General features: G+C 35.6%; 20 protein-coding genes. 4 read left to right on the top strand and 16 right to left on the bottom strand.

The features are described from left to right. Positions 1-58: 58 nt before the first annotated feature. A complete protein-coding gene (locus Q0K76_RS01390; protein WP_294610110.1) occupies positions 59-1,012 on the bottom strand; it encodes a PilT/PilU family type 4a pilus ATPase in 954 nt (317 codons plus the stop codon). Positions 1,013-1,036: 24 nt separating this feature from the next. Between Q0K76_RS01390 and Q0K76_RS01385 the strand changes: the two genes are divergently transcribed. Both Q0K76_RS01385 and Q0K76_RS01380 read left to right on the top strand, forming a co-directional pair. Then, on the top strand, positions 1,037-1,738 hold the full coding sequence (locus Q0K76_RS01385) for a YggS family pyridoxal phosphate-dependent enzyme (RefSeq protein WP_294610107.1): 702 nt from the start codon (positions 1,037-1,039) through the stop codon (positions 1,736-1,738). Positions 1,739-1,774: 36 nt separating this feature from the next. Further along, positions 1,775-2,332 (top strand): YggT family protein, encoded by a 558-nt coding sequence (locus tag Q0K76_RS01380; protein WP_294610103.1) that lies wholly within the window; start codon positions 1,775-1,777, stop codon positions 2,330-2,332. 34 nt (positions 2,333-2,366) lie between these two features. Here Q0K76_RS01380 and Q0K76_RS01375 read toward each other — a convergent pair whose 3' ends face one another. The 4 genes from Q0K76_RS01375 to corA all read right to left on the bottom strand — a co-directional run bounded on the left by Q0K76_RS01375 (position 2,367) and on the right by corA (position 5,157). Beyond that, on the bottom strand, positions 2,367-2,789 hold the full coding sequence (locus Q0K76_RS01375) for a YcgN family cysteine cluster protein (protein WP_294610101.1): 423 nt from the start codon (positions 2,787-2,789) through the stop codon (positions 2,367-2,369). Further along, a complete protein-coding gene (locus tag Q0K76_RS01370; RefSeq protein WP_294610098.1) occupies positions 2,786-3,034 on the bottom strand; it encodes a YcgL domain-containing protein in 249 nt (82 codons plus the stop codon). The genes Q0K76_RS01375 and Q0K76_RS01370 overlap by 4 nt, the downstream gene beginning before the upstream one ends. 25 nt (positions 3,035-3,059) lie before the next feature. Continuing rightward, a complete protein-coding gene (locus Q0K76_RS01365) occupies positions 3,060-4,019 on the bottom strand; it encodes a glucokinase (RefSeq protein ID WP_294610095.1) in 960 nt (319 codons plus the stop codon). Between the two features lie 196 nt (positions 4,020-4,215). Next, on the bottom strand, positions 4,216-5,157 hold the full coding sequence (corA, locus tag Q0K76_RS01360; RefSeq protein ID WP_294610091.1) for a magnesium/cobalt transporter CorA: 942 nt from the start codon (positions 5,155-5,157) through the stop codon (positions 4,216-4,218). Between the two features lie 216 nt (positions 5,158-5,373). Between corA and Q0K76_RS01355 the strand changes: the two genes are divergently transcribed. Together Q0K76_RS01355 and Q0K76_RS01350 are read left to right on the top strand one after the other, a co-directional pair. After that, positions 5,374-5,889 (top strand): single-stranded DNA-binding protein, encoded by a 516-nt coding sequence (locus tag Q0K76_RS01355; RefSeq protein ID WP_294610088.1) that lies wholly within the window; start codon positions 5,374-5,376, stop codon positions 5,887-5,889. Positions 5,890-6,003: 114 nt separating this feature from the next. After that, positions 6,004-6,666: a MarC family NAAT transporter gene (locus Q0K76_RS01350; RefSeq protein ID WP_294610085.1), complete on the top strand. Its 663-nt coding sequence runs from the start codon at positions 6,004-6,006 to the stop codon at positions 6,664-6,666. A 79-nt stretch (positions 6,667-6,745) separates the two neighbouring features. Here Q0K76_RS01350 and Q0K76_RS01345 read toward each other — a convergent pair whose 3' ends face one another. From Q0K76_RS01345 to Q0K76_RS01295, 11 genes are all read right to left on the bottom strand, one after another. Next, positions 6,746-7,438 carry a DUF2461 domain-containing protein gene (locus Q0K76_RS01345; protein WP_294610082.1) on the bottom strand — a complete coding sequence of 231 codons (693 nt, stop codon included), beginning with the start codon at positions 7,436-7,438 and terminating at the stop codon, positions 6,746-6,748. Next, positions 7,438-8,205, bottom strand: a complete 768-nt coding sequence (gene kdsB, locus Q0K76_RS01340) for a 3-deoxy-manno-octulosonate cytidylyltransferase (RefSeq protein WP_294610079.1) — start codon at positions 8,203-8,205, stop codon at positions 7,438-7,440. The genes Q0K76_RS01345 and kdsB overlap by 1 nt, the downstream gene beginning before the upstream one ends. Before the next feature lie 18 nt (positions 8,206-8,223). Next, on the bottom strand, positions 8,224-8,409 hold the full coding sequence (locus Q0K76_RS01335; RefSeq protein ID WP_294610076.1) for a Trm112 family protein: 186 nt from the start codon (positions 8,407-8,409) through the stop codon (positions 8,224-8,226). 3 nt (positions 8,410-8,412) lie between these two features. Further along, positions 8,413-9,420, bottom strand: coding sequence for a tetraacyldisaccharide 4'-kinase (lpxK, locus tag Q0K76_RS01330; RefSeq protein ID WP_294610073.1), 1,008 nt, complete (start codon positions 9,418-9,420; stop codon positions 8,413-8,415). A gap of 85 nt (positions 9,421-9,505) precedes the next feature. After that, on the bottom strand, positions 9,506-11,815 hold the full coding sequence (locus Q0K76_RS01325; protein WP_294610070.1) for a DNA internalization-related competence protein ComEC/Rec2: 2,310 nt from the start codon (positions 11,813-11,815) through the stop codon (positions 9,506-9,508). 492 nt (positions 11,816-12,307) lie between these two features. Beyond that, positions 12,308-13,093, bottom strand: coding sequence for a hypothetical protein (locus tag Q0K76_RS01320; protein WP_294610067.1), 786 nt, complete (start codon positions 13,091-13,093; stop codon positions 12,308-12,310). Between the two features lie 340 nt (positions 13,094-13,433). Then, positions 13,434-13,724: an integration host factor subunit beta gene (ihfB, locus tag Q0K76_RS01315; protein ID WP_294610064.1), complete on the bottom strand. Its 291-nt coding sequence runs from the start codon at positions 13,722-13,724 to the stop codon at positions 13,434-13,436. Positions 13,725-13,822: 98 nt separating this feature from the next. Further along, positions 13,823-15,505, bottom strand: coding sequence for a 30S ribosomal protein S1 (gene rpsA, locus Q0K76_RS01310; RefSeq protein ID WP_294610060.1), 1,683 nt, complete (start codon positions 15,503-15,505; stop codon positions 13,823-13,825). Positions 15,506-15,618: 113 nt separating this feature from the next. Continuing rightward, on the bottom strand, positions 15,619-16,299 hold the full coding sequence (gene cmk, locus Q0K76_RS01305) for a (d)CMP kinase (protein ID WP_294610057.1): 681 nt from the start codon (positions 16,297-16,299) through the stop codon (positions 15,619-15,621). A gap of 1 nt (position 16,300) precedes the next feature. Continuing rightward, a complete protein-coding gene (gene aroA, locus Q0K76_RS01300) occupies positions 16,301-17,581 on the bottom strand; it encodes a 3-phosphoshikimate 1-carboxyvinyltransferase (RefSeq protein WP_294610054.1) in 1,281 nt (426 codons plus the stop codon). Positions 17,582-17,592: 11 nt separating this feature from the next. After that, positions 17,593-18,465: a helix-turn-helix transcriptional regulator gene (locus Q0K76_RS01295; RefSeq protein ID WP_294610051.1), complete on the bottom strand. Its 873-nt coding sequence runs from the start codon at positions 18,463-18,465 to the stop codon at positions 17,593-17,595. Between the last annotated feature and the right edge of the window lie 40 nt (positions 18,466-18,505).

The raw sequence follows: 18,505 nt of genomic DNA, 5'->3' as shown, positions 1-18,505 counted from the left end.
AAAAAGTTAAACGATAATAGCTATATAGCAAATTACTAACCAATAATGTTAACCACATTTAATTACCAGGCATTATTTGCATGCCGTATTGTTGTCCTGTTTGCATTAGTGAATAAATCTGCTTAATTTTACCTTCATTAATCAAATTACTTACCGCCGGAGTATTAATGAGTATTTCAAATAACGCTCTGCGTCCATTATTAGTAGCAACTAATTTTTGGCTAATAATTGCTTTTAAACTACTGGATAACTGAGCACGAATAAAGTCACGTTCAGTTTCACTAAATACATTAATAATTCGATTGATACTTTCAATGGCTGAGCTAGTATGTAATGTAGCAAGGACCAAATGCCCTGTTTCTGCAGTAGTTAACGCTGCTTGAATCGTGGTTTTATTTCTCAGTTCACCAAATAAAATAATATCAGGATCTTGCCTTAAAAGGCTATCAATAGCTATTGTGAAGTGAGGAACCTCACGTTGCTCAATTAATGATTGTACATTTTGATAAATAAATTCGATTGGGTCTTCCAGCGTGATAATATGTTTAGATTCAGTCAAATTGATATGTTGAATGAGTGATGCTAAGGTTGTTGATTTACCACTCCCAGTAGCACCTGTAACTAAAATAATACCATGAGTATTTTTTACGAGTGCTGGCAACACATCAGGAATACTCAATTGTGACAAACTTGGAATATCGTGATTAATCACTCTAAAAACACCTGAAATACCACGATACTGATAAAAAATATTGACTCTAAAACGACCTATTTCGCTAACGTGATAAGCTAAATCAACATATCCATTTTGTTGTAATTGTATTTTTTGGGATGCGTTAAGTAAATTAAGCAGTTCACTTTCCAACCTTGAAGGGGGTATTTTTTCGTCGGTTAGCAATTGTAATTGACCATTTAGACGAATACGTGGTGCTTCCCCGCTGGAAAGATGCAAATCCGAAGCTTTTTGAGTTACACTAACTGATAACAGAGAGTTTAACATTAAATCTGACATATTAATTATCAATTGGGAACTAAAATGAATAACGTACATGACAATTTACTTGTAATAAAAAATAAAATTCAAAAAATTGCCTTAGAATGTGAAAGAGATCCCAACACGATTGAGCTTATTGCTGTTAGTAAAACCAAACCTGTAACTCAAATCACAGAAGCAATTAATGCTGGTCAGTTTTCTTTTGGTGAAAATTATGTTCAAGAAGGTGTGGAAAAGATCCACTATTTCAAGCAAATGATGCCTGACACACCACTAATTTGGCACTTTATAGGTCCATTGCAATCCAATAAAAGCAAATTAGTAGCAGAAAATTTTGATTGGATGCATACCATTGATCGTTTTAAAATTGCCCAGCGATTAAATGATCAACGCCCTGCTGATAAAGCTAAATTAAATATACTTATTCAGGTTAATATTAGTCAAGAATCGAGTAAGTCTGGTGTCGCTGCGCAAGAAGTACCTGATTTAGTCAAACAAATTATCACATTACCTAATTTAAATTTACGTGGATTAATGGCCATCCCTGAAATTGACAATAATTTTGACAATCAATTATATGTATTTAATAAAATGCAACAACTTTTACAATCGTTACAAACTAATTATCCATTTATGGATACACTTTCAATGGGTATGACTGGAGATATGCAGGCAGCAATTGTTGCCGGTAGCACTATGGTTCGGATAGGTACTGCAATCTTTGGTGCGCGGCAGTATTTATGATATATTGCTTGGTAATAATATTCTGAGGAGTCTTAAATGACATCGCTTTTCTTTTTAGGGAAAACAATTTTAACCGTTTGTCTGTACATTATTATTTTACGATTATGGATGCAATTTGTACGCGTTAACTTTTATAATCCATTTACTCAATTCATTGTCCGCATAACCCAACCTATCATTGGGCCATTACGCCGACTTATTCCGTCAATTGGACGGTTTGATACTGCCTCTTGGATCCTTTTATATCTAGTTGCTTTAATTAAAGTCATTTTTGTTTTATATTATGGAACAATTAATGCGCCTATTTGGAATATTGATTATCTGTTTTTTGCCTTTGCAGCTATAGCTCACGCGCTAGGATATTTACTATTTTGGTTGTTACTATTTAGGGCTATTTTAAGTTGGGTAAGTCGAGGGCAATCAACAGCAGATGAGCTACTTACTCAGTTAACAGAGCCTTTAGTTGCGCCTATTCGCCGCATCGTGCCACCGATTGGGGTTATTGATATTTCGTTTATGATTGTGGTATTTATCCTTATTTTTTTAAATATGCTTGCAATTGATATTTTTGGTATTTTATGGATTTTAATTTAAATGACCCATAAAAATAAGGGAGCACTTGCTCCCTTTAAATAATATGATCTTCCCAACAAATTACATCTTTTTCATAGACAATACGATTTTTAACAGAAATTTTTAACTGATGCATCTGCTTTTTATTGCCTACAATTAATGGATGCCACTCAGGCAGATGACCATGTTTAGAAAAAAAACGATAGCTACAACTTAATGGTAACCATTCAATGGTAAATAGATTGTTACGAGTTAATTTGATACAGTCAGGTTCATAATCAAATCGATTATGATAATGTCGGCATTGACAAGTATGCGAATCTAGCAAATTACAAGCGACGTTAGTATATAAAATCTCATTGGTATCTTCATCCATCAGCTTATTTAAGCAACACTGACCACAACCATCACACAATAATTCCCATTCATGGTCAGTCATTTGATCCAATGTTTTGTATTCCCAAAATGGATCCATCATACTTTAAAATCATCTTCATGTAACATTTGTAAAAAAAATCCATCTTTTCTTATTTTTTCTTCAAGTTCCGCTGAAGTGCCCACAGCTAAACGTCTTTTGCCATCAAGTAATACTTTCATAACATACACAGGAGTACCGAAAATTGAAAGTATAGTTGTTGGGATCGATGAAAAATCACCTTCCATTTCCGTATATAAATAGCAGTTTTCTTTTTTAGTACTACGATAAACATGACACCACATCATAAAATAACATCCTTCTTCAACAACATTATTTAAGACTATTTTGCAAATAAACACCTGCACCAAATAAACCTGGATCTTTGTGGATAATGACATAGACAGGAATTTTTTTGACTAGATATGACATGCGCCCCTTAGTTTCAAATGCGCTTCTAAATGGTGATAATTTAAAAAATTCAATGAATCGTGGCACAATTCCACCAGCAATATACACTCCGCCTTGCGTATTGAGTGTTAACGCCAAATTACCGCCAAATCGCCCCATAAAAGTACAAAAATGGGTTAATGCTTGTAAACAAATTGGGCAACTGTTGGTTAATGCTTTTTGCACTATAATATCTGGCGTAATATCTTCAACTGATTGGTTATTGATTTGTAATAATGCCTGATAGATATTAACAATACCATTGCCAGATAAAAATCGCTCAGAAGAAACACGTCCGAATTTTTTACGCAGTTGCGCTAAGATAAGATCTTCTTCTGCGGTTGTCATGGGTAATTCGGTATGACCACCTTCACCCGATAAACTGATCCACTGTTGATTTACGTTAATTAAATGCGAAACTCCAAGTCCGGTTCCGGCGCCATAAATGGCAATTGGATAATTTAAATCGGGTTTTTCTCCACCTATTTGAACTAAATCTTGTTTTGGTAATTTAGGAATAGAATAGGAAACTGCGGTAAAATCGTTAATAACTTCAAGCTTAGTTAAATTAAGCTGTTTAATCAACTCCGAACGGGAAAATGACAAATCATTATTAGTCATAATAACAGTATCTTCATCACCAATCGGACACGCTATTGCAATGCAGGCCATATCAATTTTTACTGACTGAGCAATTAAATAGTCTTTAATTAATGTTAATAAGACATCATTCTTTGCCAGAACAACTTTCGTAATTGCTGATAATTCATTAGTTACTAAATTATAAAGCGCAAAGCGGGCATTGGTGCCACCGATATCGGTTACTAATGCATATTGATTCATATTATTCCCTTTTCTAACAAATCGACCTTTTTATGCAAGCAACAAGCTGTTACCTTATCAATTACAAAAAATAAAATAAACAGTACGATAAATTATTTATATAAATTCAATTAATTTAACTCAATTAAATATTAAAGTGATTCTTCCTGATTATAATCAATAACAGAATTTCTAATGATTTAAAAACCGTTAAAAGTTACAACCACTTTTTAAGTTTAAAATAGATATATGGGGCGATGCCAGCAAGTAACATTAATATTAAAGAAAATGGATAACCATATTCCCATTTTAGTTCGGGCATAAACTCAAAATTCATTCCATATGCAGAGGCAACCACTGTTGGCGGTAAAAATACCACTGACACCACTGAGAATATTTTGATAATGCGACTTTGTTCAATATTTATAAAACTAGTAGCAGCTTGCATCAAAAAATTCACTTTTTGAAATAATGATTCATTATGTGGCACTAGCGACTCAATATCCCGAATAACTTCGCGTGCTTGTTCTAATTGATCTACTGGCATTTTTGCTCGACGTACTAGATAGTTAACCGCTCGCTGACTATCCATTAAACAAAGTCGTACTTTCCACGCGGTATCTTCAAGTTCAGCAAGAGAAGTTATAGCTTCGTCATAATGTTCCTGAGCTGAACGATCCATAATAATTAAGCTCAGTTCTTCAAGTTTACTGTAAATATTTTCAATTTGATCGGCTAATTGTTCAACTTTAACTTCAAATAAATCGAGTAATACTTCATAAGGATTGCCATCGTTCATTCCTTGGTAGCGAGAACGCATGCGATATAAACGAAATGCCGGTAAATCACGCTCACGTAGCGTAAATAAACGTCCATTATGCACTGTAAAAGCTACAGTTGAATTGCCCGCGCGATCTTCGGCATCTTCATAAAAAAAGAATGAGTGAACATGCAATCCTTCGTTATCTTCAAAAAAACGAGCTGATGCTTCGATATCATCCAGTTCTATACTCGTTGCTAAGTTTTGTCCTAAATGAGTTAAAACAAACTCGCGATCGGCTTCTTCTGGTTCAATTAAATCAATCCAGGTCGCATTATTTATATCGCCTTCATTAATTTTTACTAATTGTTTGTTTTTTAAACCAAACGCATTAATCATAAGGCCTCCTTTGAGGAATATTATTTAGCACATTGCATCAACAAATGTGTGGCATTATACTCGTTATAGTAATAAATTCCTACGACTAAGCTAATCTTTCTATATCTTTACAAATTGAGGACTATCTTCCAATATTAAATTAAAATCGATGATGTTACTCCTGTCTCATGATACAATATGCCACTTAAATATATATGCAATTTTTAGGAGTTTATAATGGCAAACCGAGGAATAAATAAAGTCATCTTAGTAGGTAATTTAGGACAAGATCCGGAAGTCCGTTACATGCCAAATGGTAATGCGGTAGCTAATTTTAGCATTGCGACATCAGAATCATGGAAGGACAAACAAACTGGTGAAAATCGTGATCGTACTGAATGGCATCGTGTTGTTGTTTTTGGTAAATTAGCTGAAATTGCTGGCGAATATATAAAAAAAGGCACTCAAGTTTATCTTGAAGGTCAATTACAAACCCGAAAATGGCAAGATCAATCTGGCCAAGATCGCTATACTACAGAAGTAGTCATTAATCCAATTGGTGGCACCTTACAAATTTTAGGTTCGCGTAATAGTGAAAACGTTGATGATAGTTCACAACATTGGGGACAAAGTGCTAATAATATTTCATCAGCACCAGTTTCACCAGCGCGCCCTACAACACAAGCTACACCGACAACGCAACCAAAATCGCCTGAACCACCAATGGATTTCGATGATGATATTCCATTCTAACTTTTTAGATCCATATTATACATTATTGGGCGTCACATCGCCCATATATCTTATTTTGCATATTTCAATTATAATCTGCCTCATCTTTTTGTTATTACGTCCTGAAATAAATCTATGTTAGAACTTATTCAAACTGTTGGCTTTGGGTTGATTTTATTCATACCATTAACTAATCCGTTAACGACTGTAGTGTTGTTACTTGGTCTGTCTGGAGATATGACCAACGAAGAGAGAAACTACCAGTCAAAAATGGCTTGTATTTATGTGTTTATTATTATGGTTGCTTCATTTTATTGTGGGCAACTCATCATGAGCACATTTGGCATTTCCATTCCAGGGTTACGCATTGCCGGTGGTTTAATTGTTGGGGTGATTGGTTTTAGAATGCTCTTTCCCCAGCAACCATCGCATAAAACATTAGAAGCTGATGCTAAAAAGAAAGAACCGTCAAATAACATTGCTTTTGTACCTTTAGCTATGCCAAGTACAGCTGGACCAGGAACTATCGCTATGATTATTAGTATGGCCTCTACAGTAAATAATGGTGGCTATGATGTTTCAACATGGGTAGTTTATACGGCTTCCATTTTGGTACCTTTGCTATTATGCATCATTTTATGGTTTTGTATGCGTAGCGCTGGTAGTATCATGCGCTTTATGGGTAAAAGTGGTATTGAAGCCACATCACGAATTATGGGCTTTTTACTGGTATGTGTTGGTACGCAATTCATTATTAACGGTATCAAAGAGTTAATTTTGAATTTCCCCAATATTTAAGCTTTGCCACTACCGTTAATTTCAACAATCGAATAGGGATAGCAACATAATTCAATAATAAATTTATAATGGAAAACAATTATAGTTTAGGGATATTTTTTATTATTTCCACCCGCATAAAATAATCATAAAGCGGCATTAACTGCTTAAAGCCTTTGGCTAATTTGTTAGGCAAATCACCATTAAGCACATCATCAATTTGCTGGCTACTTACCATAACCGCCAGATTTTTACGATTATACCATGTGGCAATCTTTTCATCTTGCTGTTTAATTAATGGCCGTTTATAACTTTCGCCAACCAACGTAAATGGCTTTTTTACACAACGGATAACATCTAAAAATTTAGCGGTATCATTTAGTATTTCTTCACGGAAAATATCCATAGTTTGCTTAGATGGACAGTAATAGCCAAGTCCATATTGATAACTATCCGGACTGATCTCAAAAAAGTAAGCCGGCGCTTCTTTCCAGTCACGATTAGGACGTTTAAAAGTAAGCCATAAACGACTTCGGTACAGGGATTTATCGTGTGAAAAACGAGTGTCACGATGAATACGAGATATGGTTTTGCCAATAGCTGGGCGCGTTTCAAACCATTCATCAATTTTTAGCATTGCAGGGGTTAACTGTTCAACAAGTAATCGAAAAGGCTTAACCAAATCATTATCATAAATCGCACGATGTTCTTCAAACCATGCGCGGCTATTATTAATCCAAGCATCTTGGAGAAAATTCAGTCCTGCTTGGGTAAATCCGGTAAACTGTGCCATTATTGCTCCTTAAATAATGCTCTTACTTTTTCTAAGTCTGCTTGCGTATCCACACCAATTGCCGGTGCTTGCTTAGCTACTTCAACATGAATTTTTTCACCATACCAAAGCACTCTAAGTTGTTCTAACATTTCGATCTGTTCAAGCGTTGAAGGTGCCCAATTAACATATTGACGGATAAAACCAGCACGATAGGCATAAATACCAATATGGCGCAAATAAAAATTGCCTATACTGGTTTGTTTATATAAATCAGCTGTTTTAGCAAAACGATCACGATCCCACGGAATAGTCGCGCGCGAAAAATACAATGCATAACCATCTTTATCAGTCACAACTTTAACCGCTCCAGGGTTAAAGGCTTCCTCAACTGCAGTAATCGGCACTGCTAGCGTGGCCATCCCCGTTTTATATTGCACTAAATTTGCTGCTACTTGATCAATAATAATAGGTGGAATTAAAGGCTCATCGCCTTGAACATTGACAATAATTTCATCGTCAGCCAATTGGTAAGCATTAATTACTTCGGCTAAACGTTCGGTACCGGAATTGTGTTTATCACTAGTAAGGATAACTTCACCACCATAATTTTTGACGACTTCAAAGACTTGCTGGTGATCAGTCGCCACAATCACACGGTTAGCCGATGATTTTTGGGCTTGTTCCATTACTCGCACAATCATAGGTTTGCCATGAATATCGGCTAAAGGTTTAGCTGGTAAGCGACTTGATGCATATCGAGCTGGGATAATAACTGAAAATTTCATAACTAAGACCTTACTATTCTATTCTTGAGTGATCGGAGGTTGAACTAACGGTTGAGCTTCACTTTCGAGTAATACAGGTATACCCTCTTTCACTGCATAAACCAACATATCTGATTGGCAAATTAACTGCTGATGTTCTTCATCATATTGCAGCCCACCATGACATTTAGGACAAGCAATAGCACTAAGGAGTATTGGTTTCATATTTTATTCTCTTGATGATTTCATATTAGCTAATAATGAACAAATCTGATCTACTGCCGCAATTGGTAGTACCGCATCTATCGGCAAATACCACCAATTCGGTAATGCAAATTGCCAACATTTTACTGCATCTTTTTCGGTCATTAGCAGTGTTTGTTCATTAGTAACAAGATTAGCCAATAATGCTGGGGTAAATTTTTGATGATCAGCAAAAGATGTTGTTTTAATCACATCTGCTTTAAGTGTGGTTAACATAGTAAAAAAACGTTGTGGATTACTAATTCCGGCGATGGCACAGATATTATGCAGATTAACTAATTCTCTTTTTTCTTGGGTCAACAAATTCACCGCATACAGGGGTGCTAGTTGCATAGTATAGGTCTTACTAGGATACAGCTCAGCTATATTATTAACACTGTCGCCATTGATTATAATTAAATCGACCGATTTCAATCGATTAGCTCGCTCCCGCATCGGCCCAGCCGGCATCCACCAACCATTACCAAACAGGCGTTTACCATCGACCACCACCACTTCTATATCACGTGCTAAAGCATAGTGCTGCAAGCCATCATCCGTCAAAATTACATCTAGTTTATGCTGCTTTAAAAGTAATTGTACTGCTTGGCTACGATTAGGTGCAACCGCAACAGGGACTTTAGTTCTCTGATAAATCAAAACAGGTTCATCACCCGCTTGTTCAGTGGTAGTATTATCGTTTAACAGTAGTGGATAATTATCGGCTTTGCCACCATAACCTCGTGAGACAATACCAACTTGTAGTCCTTTGCTAGTCAACGCTTCAATTAAAGCAATAACTAAAGGTGTTTTACCATTACCACCTACCGATAAATTACCAATAATTACGATTGGTACTGGTGACCGCCAGGATTTTAAAATCCTCATTTGATATAATCTATGCCGAACACAAGCAATTAATCCATATATCCAAGAAAATGGCAACAGTAACCAATATAACCGATTTTTACCATACCATAATTTTTCTATCATAACTTGATTTTCACTCATTTGTGTTGGGAATAACTAGCAATCTAACCAGAGTATTAATATTTGCTCTTTACAGAGATGGTCTATTTTACTCATAAATTGGTAAACTACCAAACCAATCATGATACCATCTTGGGTTAATTTCTGTGCGCATGGTTTTTAACGTCCAAAATTGTTTATTAAAAAATAAACTAATTTGCCCTGATTTAGCTGTAACATGGTATGGTAAATGCAACTCATGATAACGAGCAATAACTTTATGCGATGGTAACTTCCACGGGTTATAACGAGAGGTACTAGCAAAAGAAAAATCGGGTGCCACAGAATTTAAAAAAGCATAACTAGATGAAGTTGCACTACCATGATGAGGTATTTGCAAAAAAGTTGACGCTAGCTTTTGTTGGTACTTAGATATTAATTGATATTCCTGATGACGTTCCAAATCTCCAGTGAGTAATATTTTAAAGTTACCATCACTAACCTGTATTACACAAGAATCATGATTCTGCGCATAATCGACTAATTTATCAGGCCATAACACTTGCAAAGTCAGATTATTCCAGGTGATACTATTACCAGCTATACAGTGATAAGTATTGTTAAGGTTGGTAGATGAACTTAACAACCATGCCTTGGGATAAAGCTGCTGTAGCTTAGCCAACCCACCGATATGATCATTATGTTGATGGCTAATGATTATGCCTTGTACCTCTAAATTATGCCACTGCAAAAACGGAATAATAACTCGCTGCGCCGCTGAACTTTTTTCCCACTTTGCACCAGTGTCATACAAAATAGCTGACTTGCCATTATGCATAACCACCGCTAGTCCATGCCCAACATCTAAAATATCCAATCGCCACAAATAGTCTTGTTGTTTATAAAATGGGGTAATTAAAATTATCAATATAACTAACAAAGTGCCAAAGAAGCGACGCCAACATTCAGTTCGTAAAACAACAATCACCAACCAGCCAATAGCGCTCAATAAATAACCATCATTAGAAATATTAAGCCAGCCAAAATTAAACTGATTTAAACAATAAAATAACCATTCAAGCGATTGTTCGGCAACAAACCAACAACCTAAAGCCATATCAAAGCAATTAATTAAACTAAATAATAGAGCGAATAAAATAGCAGGAAAAGTTAACGCCGAAATCATGGGAATGGCGAGTAAATTGGTGAATAATGACACCAAACTTATACCATGAAAAACCAAAAGCTGGAGTGGTAATAAAAGTAATATTAAACCAAATTGTAAATGCAATAATCTAACGGGGTACCAACGTTTTCGTTGTCGCATATATTTAGGCAATGGTAACCATTCAAATAAGAACAGCAAGCTCACCACTGCATAACATGATAACCAAAAACTCTCCGATAAAATCATTAAAGGATCAAACAACAATAAAATAGCGATGATACGATTAATCTTCTGCCACGAGCTAATTTGATAATTGCGAAAACGTAAATAAATCCACACAGACAGCGCTAAAATTGCACGTAATGCAGGCGGATTAAGGCCAGTTAACCAAGCATAAAAAAAGGCACATAACCATCCTAACCCAATTGGTATACCATAATAAATAAAGCGTTGCGGAACAATAAACAATATAATTTTAGCAAGGCTAGAGCTAATCATAAAAACCAGTAAAATATGCATTCCTGATATCGCCATTAAATGCGCAACACCAGTTTGTAACATAATCTGCCGATTATCCTCTTTCAATTGAGAGCGATCACCAAACGCCAGTGCGAGTAATATGTCCCGATAAAAAAATAAATTAATATATTGCAGAGTGTGATTAACCACTGCCTGCTTGAAATTGCATTTATCACTTAATAAATTAGCTTTAACTACTTTTGCCGTTAACAAACTACGATTGGCTATTGCATAACGCTGGCTATCAAATCCACCTTGATTCAGATAGCTATGTACCGCTTTAGTTTTTAACTTTAACTGCCAAATTTGGCCGGCCATAGGATTATCAGATTTGTCCCAGTAAACTGAAATAGGGATCTGTGAATCTAATGAATGATTATCTATTTCATAAATAGCAAATTTTATATAGTAAGGTGATGATGGAATGAATTGCTCGTGAGTATTAACACTCATGACTTTAGCTTTTACCAATACGGTTTTATCAATATAAGGAACAATATTAGCTAAATATTGCTTTGAATAAGCCGTCGACCATAAGTAACTTAATGTAAATACCGCAATAACTATTAAATAGTTACGGTATTTGAGTGGTACAATTAATACAATAATAACTAACATACCTGCGGTAATATACCACTGTTTATCAGAAGGTAATGCCGATAACCACATTAATGGCAAACAACCTAATGAAAAAATAAGTGCTAGCAAATCAAATGAATAAAATTGACGCATTAATAACTACAACATTTCAAATAAATGATAATTAAGCCTATCATGTTGTTATTACAAAAAAATAAAACAATGTAATAATTTGAAGTTAGCTTCCAGTTTTATCACTGTTAAGCTTGAGTCTGTTATTATTTGATTGTAATTGGTTGGTTTTTTAATGGGTAGACAGCTTTATTCAGTCATCAATTTAGCCATTGACCTGCTTTAGGGTTAAATAACCTCTCTTTATACTTATTTGTAGCGATACTATGTGATTAGCCATCCGATTAAAAGCTTCGCTCCAGTAATAATGGATTTAGCTTAATAAGCAATTCAGCCTACACGCTTAGTAATTGAAGCCTCACCTTAAAAACCCGACATCAATTCTATGATTCAATTTCCATAAAGGGGTCAATACAATGTCGGTTTTCATATGGGTTAATAACGCCGATTCAATTAAACTATGATTAAAGATATTAAAATTAAATTACTCTATAAACCTAGCATCTTGATTAACTAACAGCATTCATCGGGATACAATTCAATATGGCCTTCTTTACAAGGAGTGTTAGGGTTAACTTTGCTCTGTATAAATTCAATCATGGTTTGATAACTATCAGGGTAACAAAAAATATGAATTACCTTCTTATTTGAGTATTTATCTAAGCGTTTATTACGTTCTTTTACATCAATAAACAGGGTTAAAATATGTCGCTTTTTATACAGTAAAATTTCAGTAAATAAATCCCAGTCAAAATATTTTTGGGAATAGTCCTTTTGTTGTTCCCATACTTGTTTATTAGTAGTTTGGGTAAGCATAGTTAAGATCATTCCACCAGGTCCAATAAATAATAGAAAAAACGCTTGAGGCACCAATATTACAATGAACAACACGATAACAGAACATATAATCGCCACGCTAATAAATATTTTTTTCACCCCTTCTGCATGACTATCCCATGCTGCCACTTCAAAGCCGTCATGAGTAAAACGATAAACTACAAACTTTTTAGAAAAGCAAACTGAATATATTAGCCAATGAAGAAGCAAAAAACCAATACCAAAGCCAATAATAAAAACTATGTACTCCGGGGGTTTTGCAACCGCTAAAGTGATTGATCCAAAAAGTAACAGAATAAAAAGATTTCCTATAACATAAATCCAATTAGATGACTTAGTATCATAGTCTCTAATTTCAATCGCCCAGCTTTTTGAAACTGGCTGTTCAGGATATTGCCATTTAATCTGTTGTTGATAGCTTTGTTGTTGAGATTCTGTAGGTTGTTTTAACCACCATAGCATATAAACTTACTCCTTAATGGGGACTATTAACGTAATTATTTGGTCTTTATCAGGATAACGACTCAACCGCATTGAATCATCGACCATATTTTTTCCATAATTGTTTTAATTTCTAGCGACTGAGTATCGGTATTGTGGGTTGTCATTAATTTATGTAAAATTATTTCATTCATTTAATACTGTTGCAAAACTGCCAATTTAATAATTATAAACGAATTATTGAGAATTTTGCTTTGATTATTTTGAATAATGTGAGTCAAAATGATTGGTGAGGGTTAACTTATAAAGCAATAAAGCCTTTGATATATATCAAAGGCTTGTACTGAATGATATTTAGCTACTATGCTTTTGCAGCATTATTAACTCTTTCACGTAATTCTTTACCTGGTTTAAAATGAGGAATATATTTATGTTTAACCTCTACATTCCCCCCGGTTCTCGGATTTCTTGCTTTACGTGGAGCTCGGTAATTTAAACTAAAACTACCAAAACCTCGAATTTCTACGCGGTCATTATTTTCCATGGCTAACGCGATCTGTTCTATAATATCTCTTACAGCATCATCAACTAGTTGTACAGGAAGGTGTACCCGCCAGTTAACTATCTTTTCTGCTAAATCCGATCTGTTCATGGTCACTCCTAAGTTATTAATGTGGCAATCATTCTACCTATTCTATACTACAAAAGAAAAAGAGGGCAAGCCCTCTTTTTCTTTTAGAATAAATAATTTTATTCAGTTTTTGATGCAGCTTTAAATGCTTCTGCCATTGCATTAGTAAATGATGCGTCTTCTTGAGTAGTCGTATTATTTACCGCAGCAAGCGCTTCTTTTTCGTCAGCTTCATCTTTAGCACGCACAGATAATGAAATTGCACGTGTTTTACGATCAATATTAACAATTTTTGCTTCTACTTCATCGCCAACTTTCAGTGCCGCAGTCGCATCTTCGATACGTTCACGGGCAATGTCTTGTGCTTTTAAGTAACCTTCAATACCATTAGCGATTTCAACATTTGCGCCTTTAGCATCAATAGCAGTCACTTTACCTTTAACAATAGCACCTTTTTTGTAGTTAGCTGCAAAGCTATTAAAAGGATCGTCTTCTAGTTGTTTCACACCTAGTGAAATACGTTCACGTTCAGCATCAACTTGTAACACAACTGCTTCGATGTCATCACCTTTTTTATAAGCTTTAACCGCTTCTTCACCTGGTATATTCCAAGAGATATCTGAAAGATGAACTAGACCGTCAATACCGCCTTCCAAGCCAATAAAGATACCGAAATCAGTGATTGATTTGATCTTACCACTAACTTTATCACCTTTGTTATGTGATTCAGCAAATTGTAACCATGGATTTGGTTTACATTGTTTAAGACCAAGAGAAATACGACGACGTTCTTCATCAATTTCAAGTACAATAACTTCAACTACATCACCTAAACTAACCACTTTAGATGGATGAATATTTTTGTTAGTCCAATCCATTTCAGAAACGTGAACTAAACCTTCAACACCTGTTTCGATTTCAACAAAACAACCGTAATCAGTTAAGTTAGTGACTTTACCTGTTACTTTAGTACCTTCTGGGTAACGTTTAGCGATTGAAACCCAAGGATCTTCACCTAATTGTTTCAAGCCAAGTGAAACGCGTGAACGATCTTTGTCAAATTTAAGTACTTTAACTAATAGTTCTTGACCTACTTCAACCACTTCACTTGGGTGTTTAACACGTTTCCAAGCCATATCAGTGATATGTAGTAAACCATCAACCCCACCAAGATCAACGAATGCACCGTAATCAGTAAGATTTTTGATAATACCTTTAACTTCAGAACCTTCTTGTAGATTTTCAAGAAGTTGTTCTCTTTCTGCACTATTTTCAGATTCGATAACCGCACGACGTGAAACCACAACGTTGTTACGTTTTTGATCTAATTTAATAACTTTTAATTCGATTTCTCGGTTTTCAATATGAGAAGTATCGCGTAATGGACGAACATCGACTAGCGAACCTGGTAGGAACGCACGAACGCCATTAAGATCAACCGTAAAGCCACCTTTAACTTTACCATTGATTACACCTAAAACTGTTGCAGCATCATCTACTGCTTTTTCTAGTGTTAGCCACGCTTCATGACGTTTAGCTTTCTCACGAGATAAAATAGTTTCACCAAAGCCATCTTCAATTGAGTCAAGTACGACATCGACTTCGTCGCCAACTTGTACTTCTAATTCGCCTTGGGCATTTTTAAACTGCTCTACTGGAATTGCCGATTCAGATTTTAAACCAGCATCAACTAACACCACATCTTTGTCGATTGCAACGACAGTACCACGGATCATATTACCAGAACGAGTGTCTAGTTGATTTAAAGACTCTTCAAAGAGTTGAGCAAAAGATTCAGTCATATTAAATTTACTTAAGTTAATTATTAACGTCCACATTACATCATGTCTTGTGGGGTTGTTTACGATACTCCACTCATCCTTATAATGGAGCTTGGTTCGCCAAGTAAGACTTCTTACAATGCGAGTTTTTCTGTTATATATGTAATAGATTGATTAAAAACATCTTGAATAGAAAGTGATGTGGTATCAATTATTAACGCATCGTTTGCAGGTTTTAACGGTGCTACAGAACGATTACGATCACGTTCATCACGCGCTGTTATCTCTTGCAAAATTTCGGCGAATTTAGCATGATTTTGTTTTTGTTGCAACTGTTTCATGCGTCTTTGTGCTCGAGATTGAGCACTAGCATCAAGAAATATCTTCACAGGCGCATCTGTAAACACCACTGTGCCCATATCACGACCATCAGCAATCAGCCCTGGCGCTTGCCTAAAATCACGTTGACGTTGTAATAATGCACTTCTCACTTGATTAAGTGACGCCACTTTAGAGGCCGCTCCACCGGTTTGTTCAGTACGAATGTTTCGCGAAACATCAATACCATTTAATATAACTTTTACCTCTGAACCGCTTGAATCAAACATTAAAGGCAAATTTTGCGCTAACTTAGCGAGTTGATGCTCATCATCTAACGCAATTTGATGTTGGAGTGCTGATAGCGCTAGCACCCGATATATAGCACCAGAATCTAATAGGTGCCAATTAAAATGATTAGCCAATGCTTGGCACAAAGTGCCCTTACCCACGCCACTTGGTCCATCAACTGTAATGACCGGAACAGTTTTATGCATTTTATTCTTCACTTAGTAGTTTAAATTGTTCAAAATAATCAGGAAAAGTCTTCATGGTACATTTAGGATCTAATATGGTTACTGGGGTATCAGATAATGCAACCAAAGAAAAACACATTGCCATACGGTGATCGTTATAGGTTTCGATTTCGGCATGATTTAATTTTGTAGGTGGCTCGATAGTAATATAATCCTGCCCTTCATCAACCGTCGCTCCAACTTTACGTAGCTCAGTTGCCATTGCCGATAAACGATCGGTTTCTTTAACTCGCCAATTATAAATATTGCGAATAGTAGTAGGTCCTTTAGCAAATAAGGCGGTAGTGGCAATAGTCATTGCTGCATCTGGAATATGATTCATATCCATATCAATCCCATTTAATTCACCTTTTGTACATTCAATATAATCATCAGCCCAGGTTATTTTAGCACCCATTTTTTCCAATACATGGGCAAACTGGGTATCGCCTTGCAGGCTATTTTTACCAACGCCGGTCACTCTAACAGTGCCACCTCTAATCGCTGCTGCCGCTAAAAAATAAGAGGCGGACGAAGCATCACCTTCTACTAAATAGTTACCTGGTGATTGATAGTATTGTTGCCCTTTAATTGCAAAATTTTGATAATTATTGTTAACAACCGTCACACCAAATGTTGCCATCATGTTAATGGTAATATCAATATAAGGTTTAGATACCAAATCGCCTATAATGCGGATCTCAGTATCTTTAGATGCTAACGGTGCCGCCATCAATAATGCCGTTAAAAATTGACTGGAAACCGAGCCATTGACTTGAATCTTACCTCCGCCAAAGCCTCCTTGAATATGCAAAGGTGGAAAACCGTGAGTTTCAAGATAATCAATTTTGGCTCCACCTTGACGAAGCGAATCAACCAAATGACCAATTGGCCGCTCTTTCATGCGTGGTTCACCAGTTAAAATCACATTATTGCGCCCCAGACACAAAGCTGCAGTTAATGGACGCATAGCTGTACCAGCATTACCCAAAAACAATTCTAAAGGAAATGGAGTCTGTAATATTCCCCCTTTCCCTTCAATATCACAAATGGTGCGATTATGAGATAATTGGTAGGACACGCCGAGAGCAGATAAGGCGAAAAGCATATAACGCACATCATCACTATTAAGCAAATTAGTTAAACAGGTAGAGCCTTTACTTAAAGCCGATAATAACAGTGCACGATTTGAAACACTTTTGGAACCAGGTAAATTAATCGTACCATTAAATCTTTTGATTGGTTGTAATGTTAAGGATAACATGATGACTCTCTTTAAAATTTTTCAAGTGTTGCTTTTAACAAATCAATTGCTTGATGATCTTTAGCACTATTTTGCCATGCCTTATCAAACAAATGACGATAGCGCTTGATTGCATCATTAGATGAAGTAATAGATGCAATACCAGTGGTTACATTTGGCAATTCGCCTAATCGAAACGGACTCATTGCCAGTGAGATTGGGTCTTTATCACGATAAAAAATTTGGAAGGTAATTGACGGAATAGCTTCCTTAGTAATAGCAATAGTTGGTGCAAAAGTTTGTTGCTCTAATAATTCAATTAGATGATAAATTTCTTTACGTGCTAATAATATTCGTTCAGATTTTTTACCTGGTGGAATATTCAAATTACCAACTAATCCAATATGTAAAAAACGTTCTACATTGCGTAAACTAATCAAATTCATAATTTTTGGAACTGACTGATAAAACTGTTTTTTACGTTCTTTTAAAATAGATAAGGTAATAGCATAATCAGGTTTATTTTGCAATTCACTTGATTCATCTAACATTAAAGCTAAATGATTCAAGTAATCGGGTGAAGTTAATAAAAAAGAAAATGGATCAAAATGCGAATAGATATGAGTCGATTGCTGTTCCAACTGACGCATTCGTTCAAAAAAGCCCTCACCACTTGAATAATATTCAGTATCAATACCAAGTAAGCTAGCCAACGAAGTATCTAATAAAATTGCTAACCGTTCTAAGGTTTCAATTTTGACAATCTCACCTTTTTCCAACCGATAAACCGCAGCCCTTGAAATTTTAAGACTTTCAGCTACATCTTCTGCTCGTAAAGAAGCAGCAATACGATAAGCACGTAACCGTTGCCCAATAGCACAATAATCAATCGAACCTGTAATCATAATCAACTCAATTAAAACGGTTTTTGGCAGTGTATCATAA

Source organism: uncultured Gilliamella sp., from assembly GCA_945271295.1.
Lineage (GTDB): Bacteria > Pseudomonadota > Gammaproteobacteria > Enterobacterales > Orbaceae > Gilliamella.
Note: the sequence above shows the minus strand (reverse complement) of the source record. Positions and strands in the feature narration are given on the sequence as shown.

Coding starts and splice junctions, on each gene's coding strand:
- Q0K76_RS01390 (WP_294610110.1), bottom strand. CDS start 1,012: ATGTCAGATTTAATGTTAAACTCTCTGTTATCAGTTAGTGTAACTCAA.
- Q0K76_RS01385 (WP_294610107.1), top strand. CDS start 1,037: ATGAATAACGTACATGACAATTTACTTGTAATAAAAAATAAAATTCAA.
- Q0K76_RS01380 (WP_294610103.1), top strand. CDS start 1,775: ATGACATCGCTTTTCTTTTTAGGGAAAACAATTTTAACCGTTTGTCTG.
- Q0K76_RS01375 (WP_294610101.1), bottom strand. CDS start 2,789: ATGATGGATCCATTTTGGGAATACAAAACATTGGATCAAATGACTGAC.
- Q0K76_RS01370 (WP_294610098.1), bottom strand. CDS start 3,034: ATGATGTGGTGTCATGTTTATCGTAGTACTAAAAAAGAAAACTGCTAT.
- Q0K76_RS01365 (WP_294610095.1), bottom strand. CDS start 4,019: ATGAATCAATATGCATTAGTAACCGATATCGGTGGCACCAATGCCCGC.
- corA (WP_294610091.1), bottom strand. CDS start 5,157: ATGATTAATGCGTTTGGTTTAAAAAACAAACAATTAGTAAAAATTAAT.
- Q0K76_RS01355 (WP_294610088.1), top strand. CDS start 5,374: ATGGCAAACCGAGGAATAAATAAAGTCATCTTAGTAGGTAATTTAGGA.
- Q0K76_RS01350 (WP_294610085.1), top strand. CDS start 6,004: ATGTTAGAACTTATTCAAACTGTTGGCTTTGGGTTGATTTTATTCATA.
- Q0K76_RS01345 (WP_294610082.1), bottom strand. CDS start 7,438: ATGGCACAGTTTACCGGATTTACCCAAGCAGGACTGAATTTTCTCCAA.
- kdsB (WP_294610079.1), bottom strand. CDS start 8,205: ATGAAATTTTCAGTTATTATCCCAGCTCGATATGCATCAAGTCGCTTA.
- Q0K76_RS01335 (WP_294610076.1), bottom strand. CDS start 8,409: ATGAAACCAATACTCCTTAGTGCTATTGCTTGTCCTAAATGTCATGGT.
- lpxK (WP_294610073.1), bottom strand. CDS start 9,420: ATGATAGAAAAATTATGGTATGGTAAAAATCGGTTATATTGGTTACTG.
- Q0K76_RS01325 (WP_294610070.1), bottom strand. CDS start 11,815: ATGCGTCAATTTTATTCATTTGATTTGCTAGCACTTATTTTTTCATTA.
- Q0K76_RS01320 (WP_294610067.1), bottom strand. CDS start 13,093: ATGCTATGGTGGTTAAAACAACCTACAGAATCTCAACAACAAAGCTAT.
- ihfB (WP_294610064.1), bottom strand. CDS start 13,724: ATGAACAGATCGGATTTAGCAGAAAAGATAGTTAACTGGCGGGTACAC.
- rpsA (WP_294610060.1), bottom strand. CDS start 15,505: ATGACTGAATCTTTTGCTCAACTCTTTGAAGAGTCTTTAAATCAACTA.
- cmk (WP_294610057.1), bottom strand. CDS start 16,299: ATGCATAAAACTGTTCCGGTCATTACAGTTGATGGACCAAGTGGCGTG.
- aroA (WP_294610054.1), bottom strand. CDS start 17,581: ATGTTATCCTTAACATTACAACCAATCAAAAGATTTAATGGTACGATT.
- Q0K76_RS01295 (WP_294610051.1), bottom strand. CDS start 18,465: ATGATTACAGGTTCGATTGATTATTGTGCTATTGGGCAACGGTTACGT.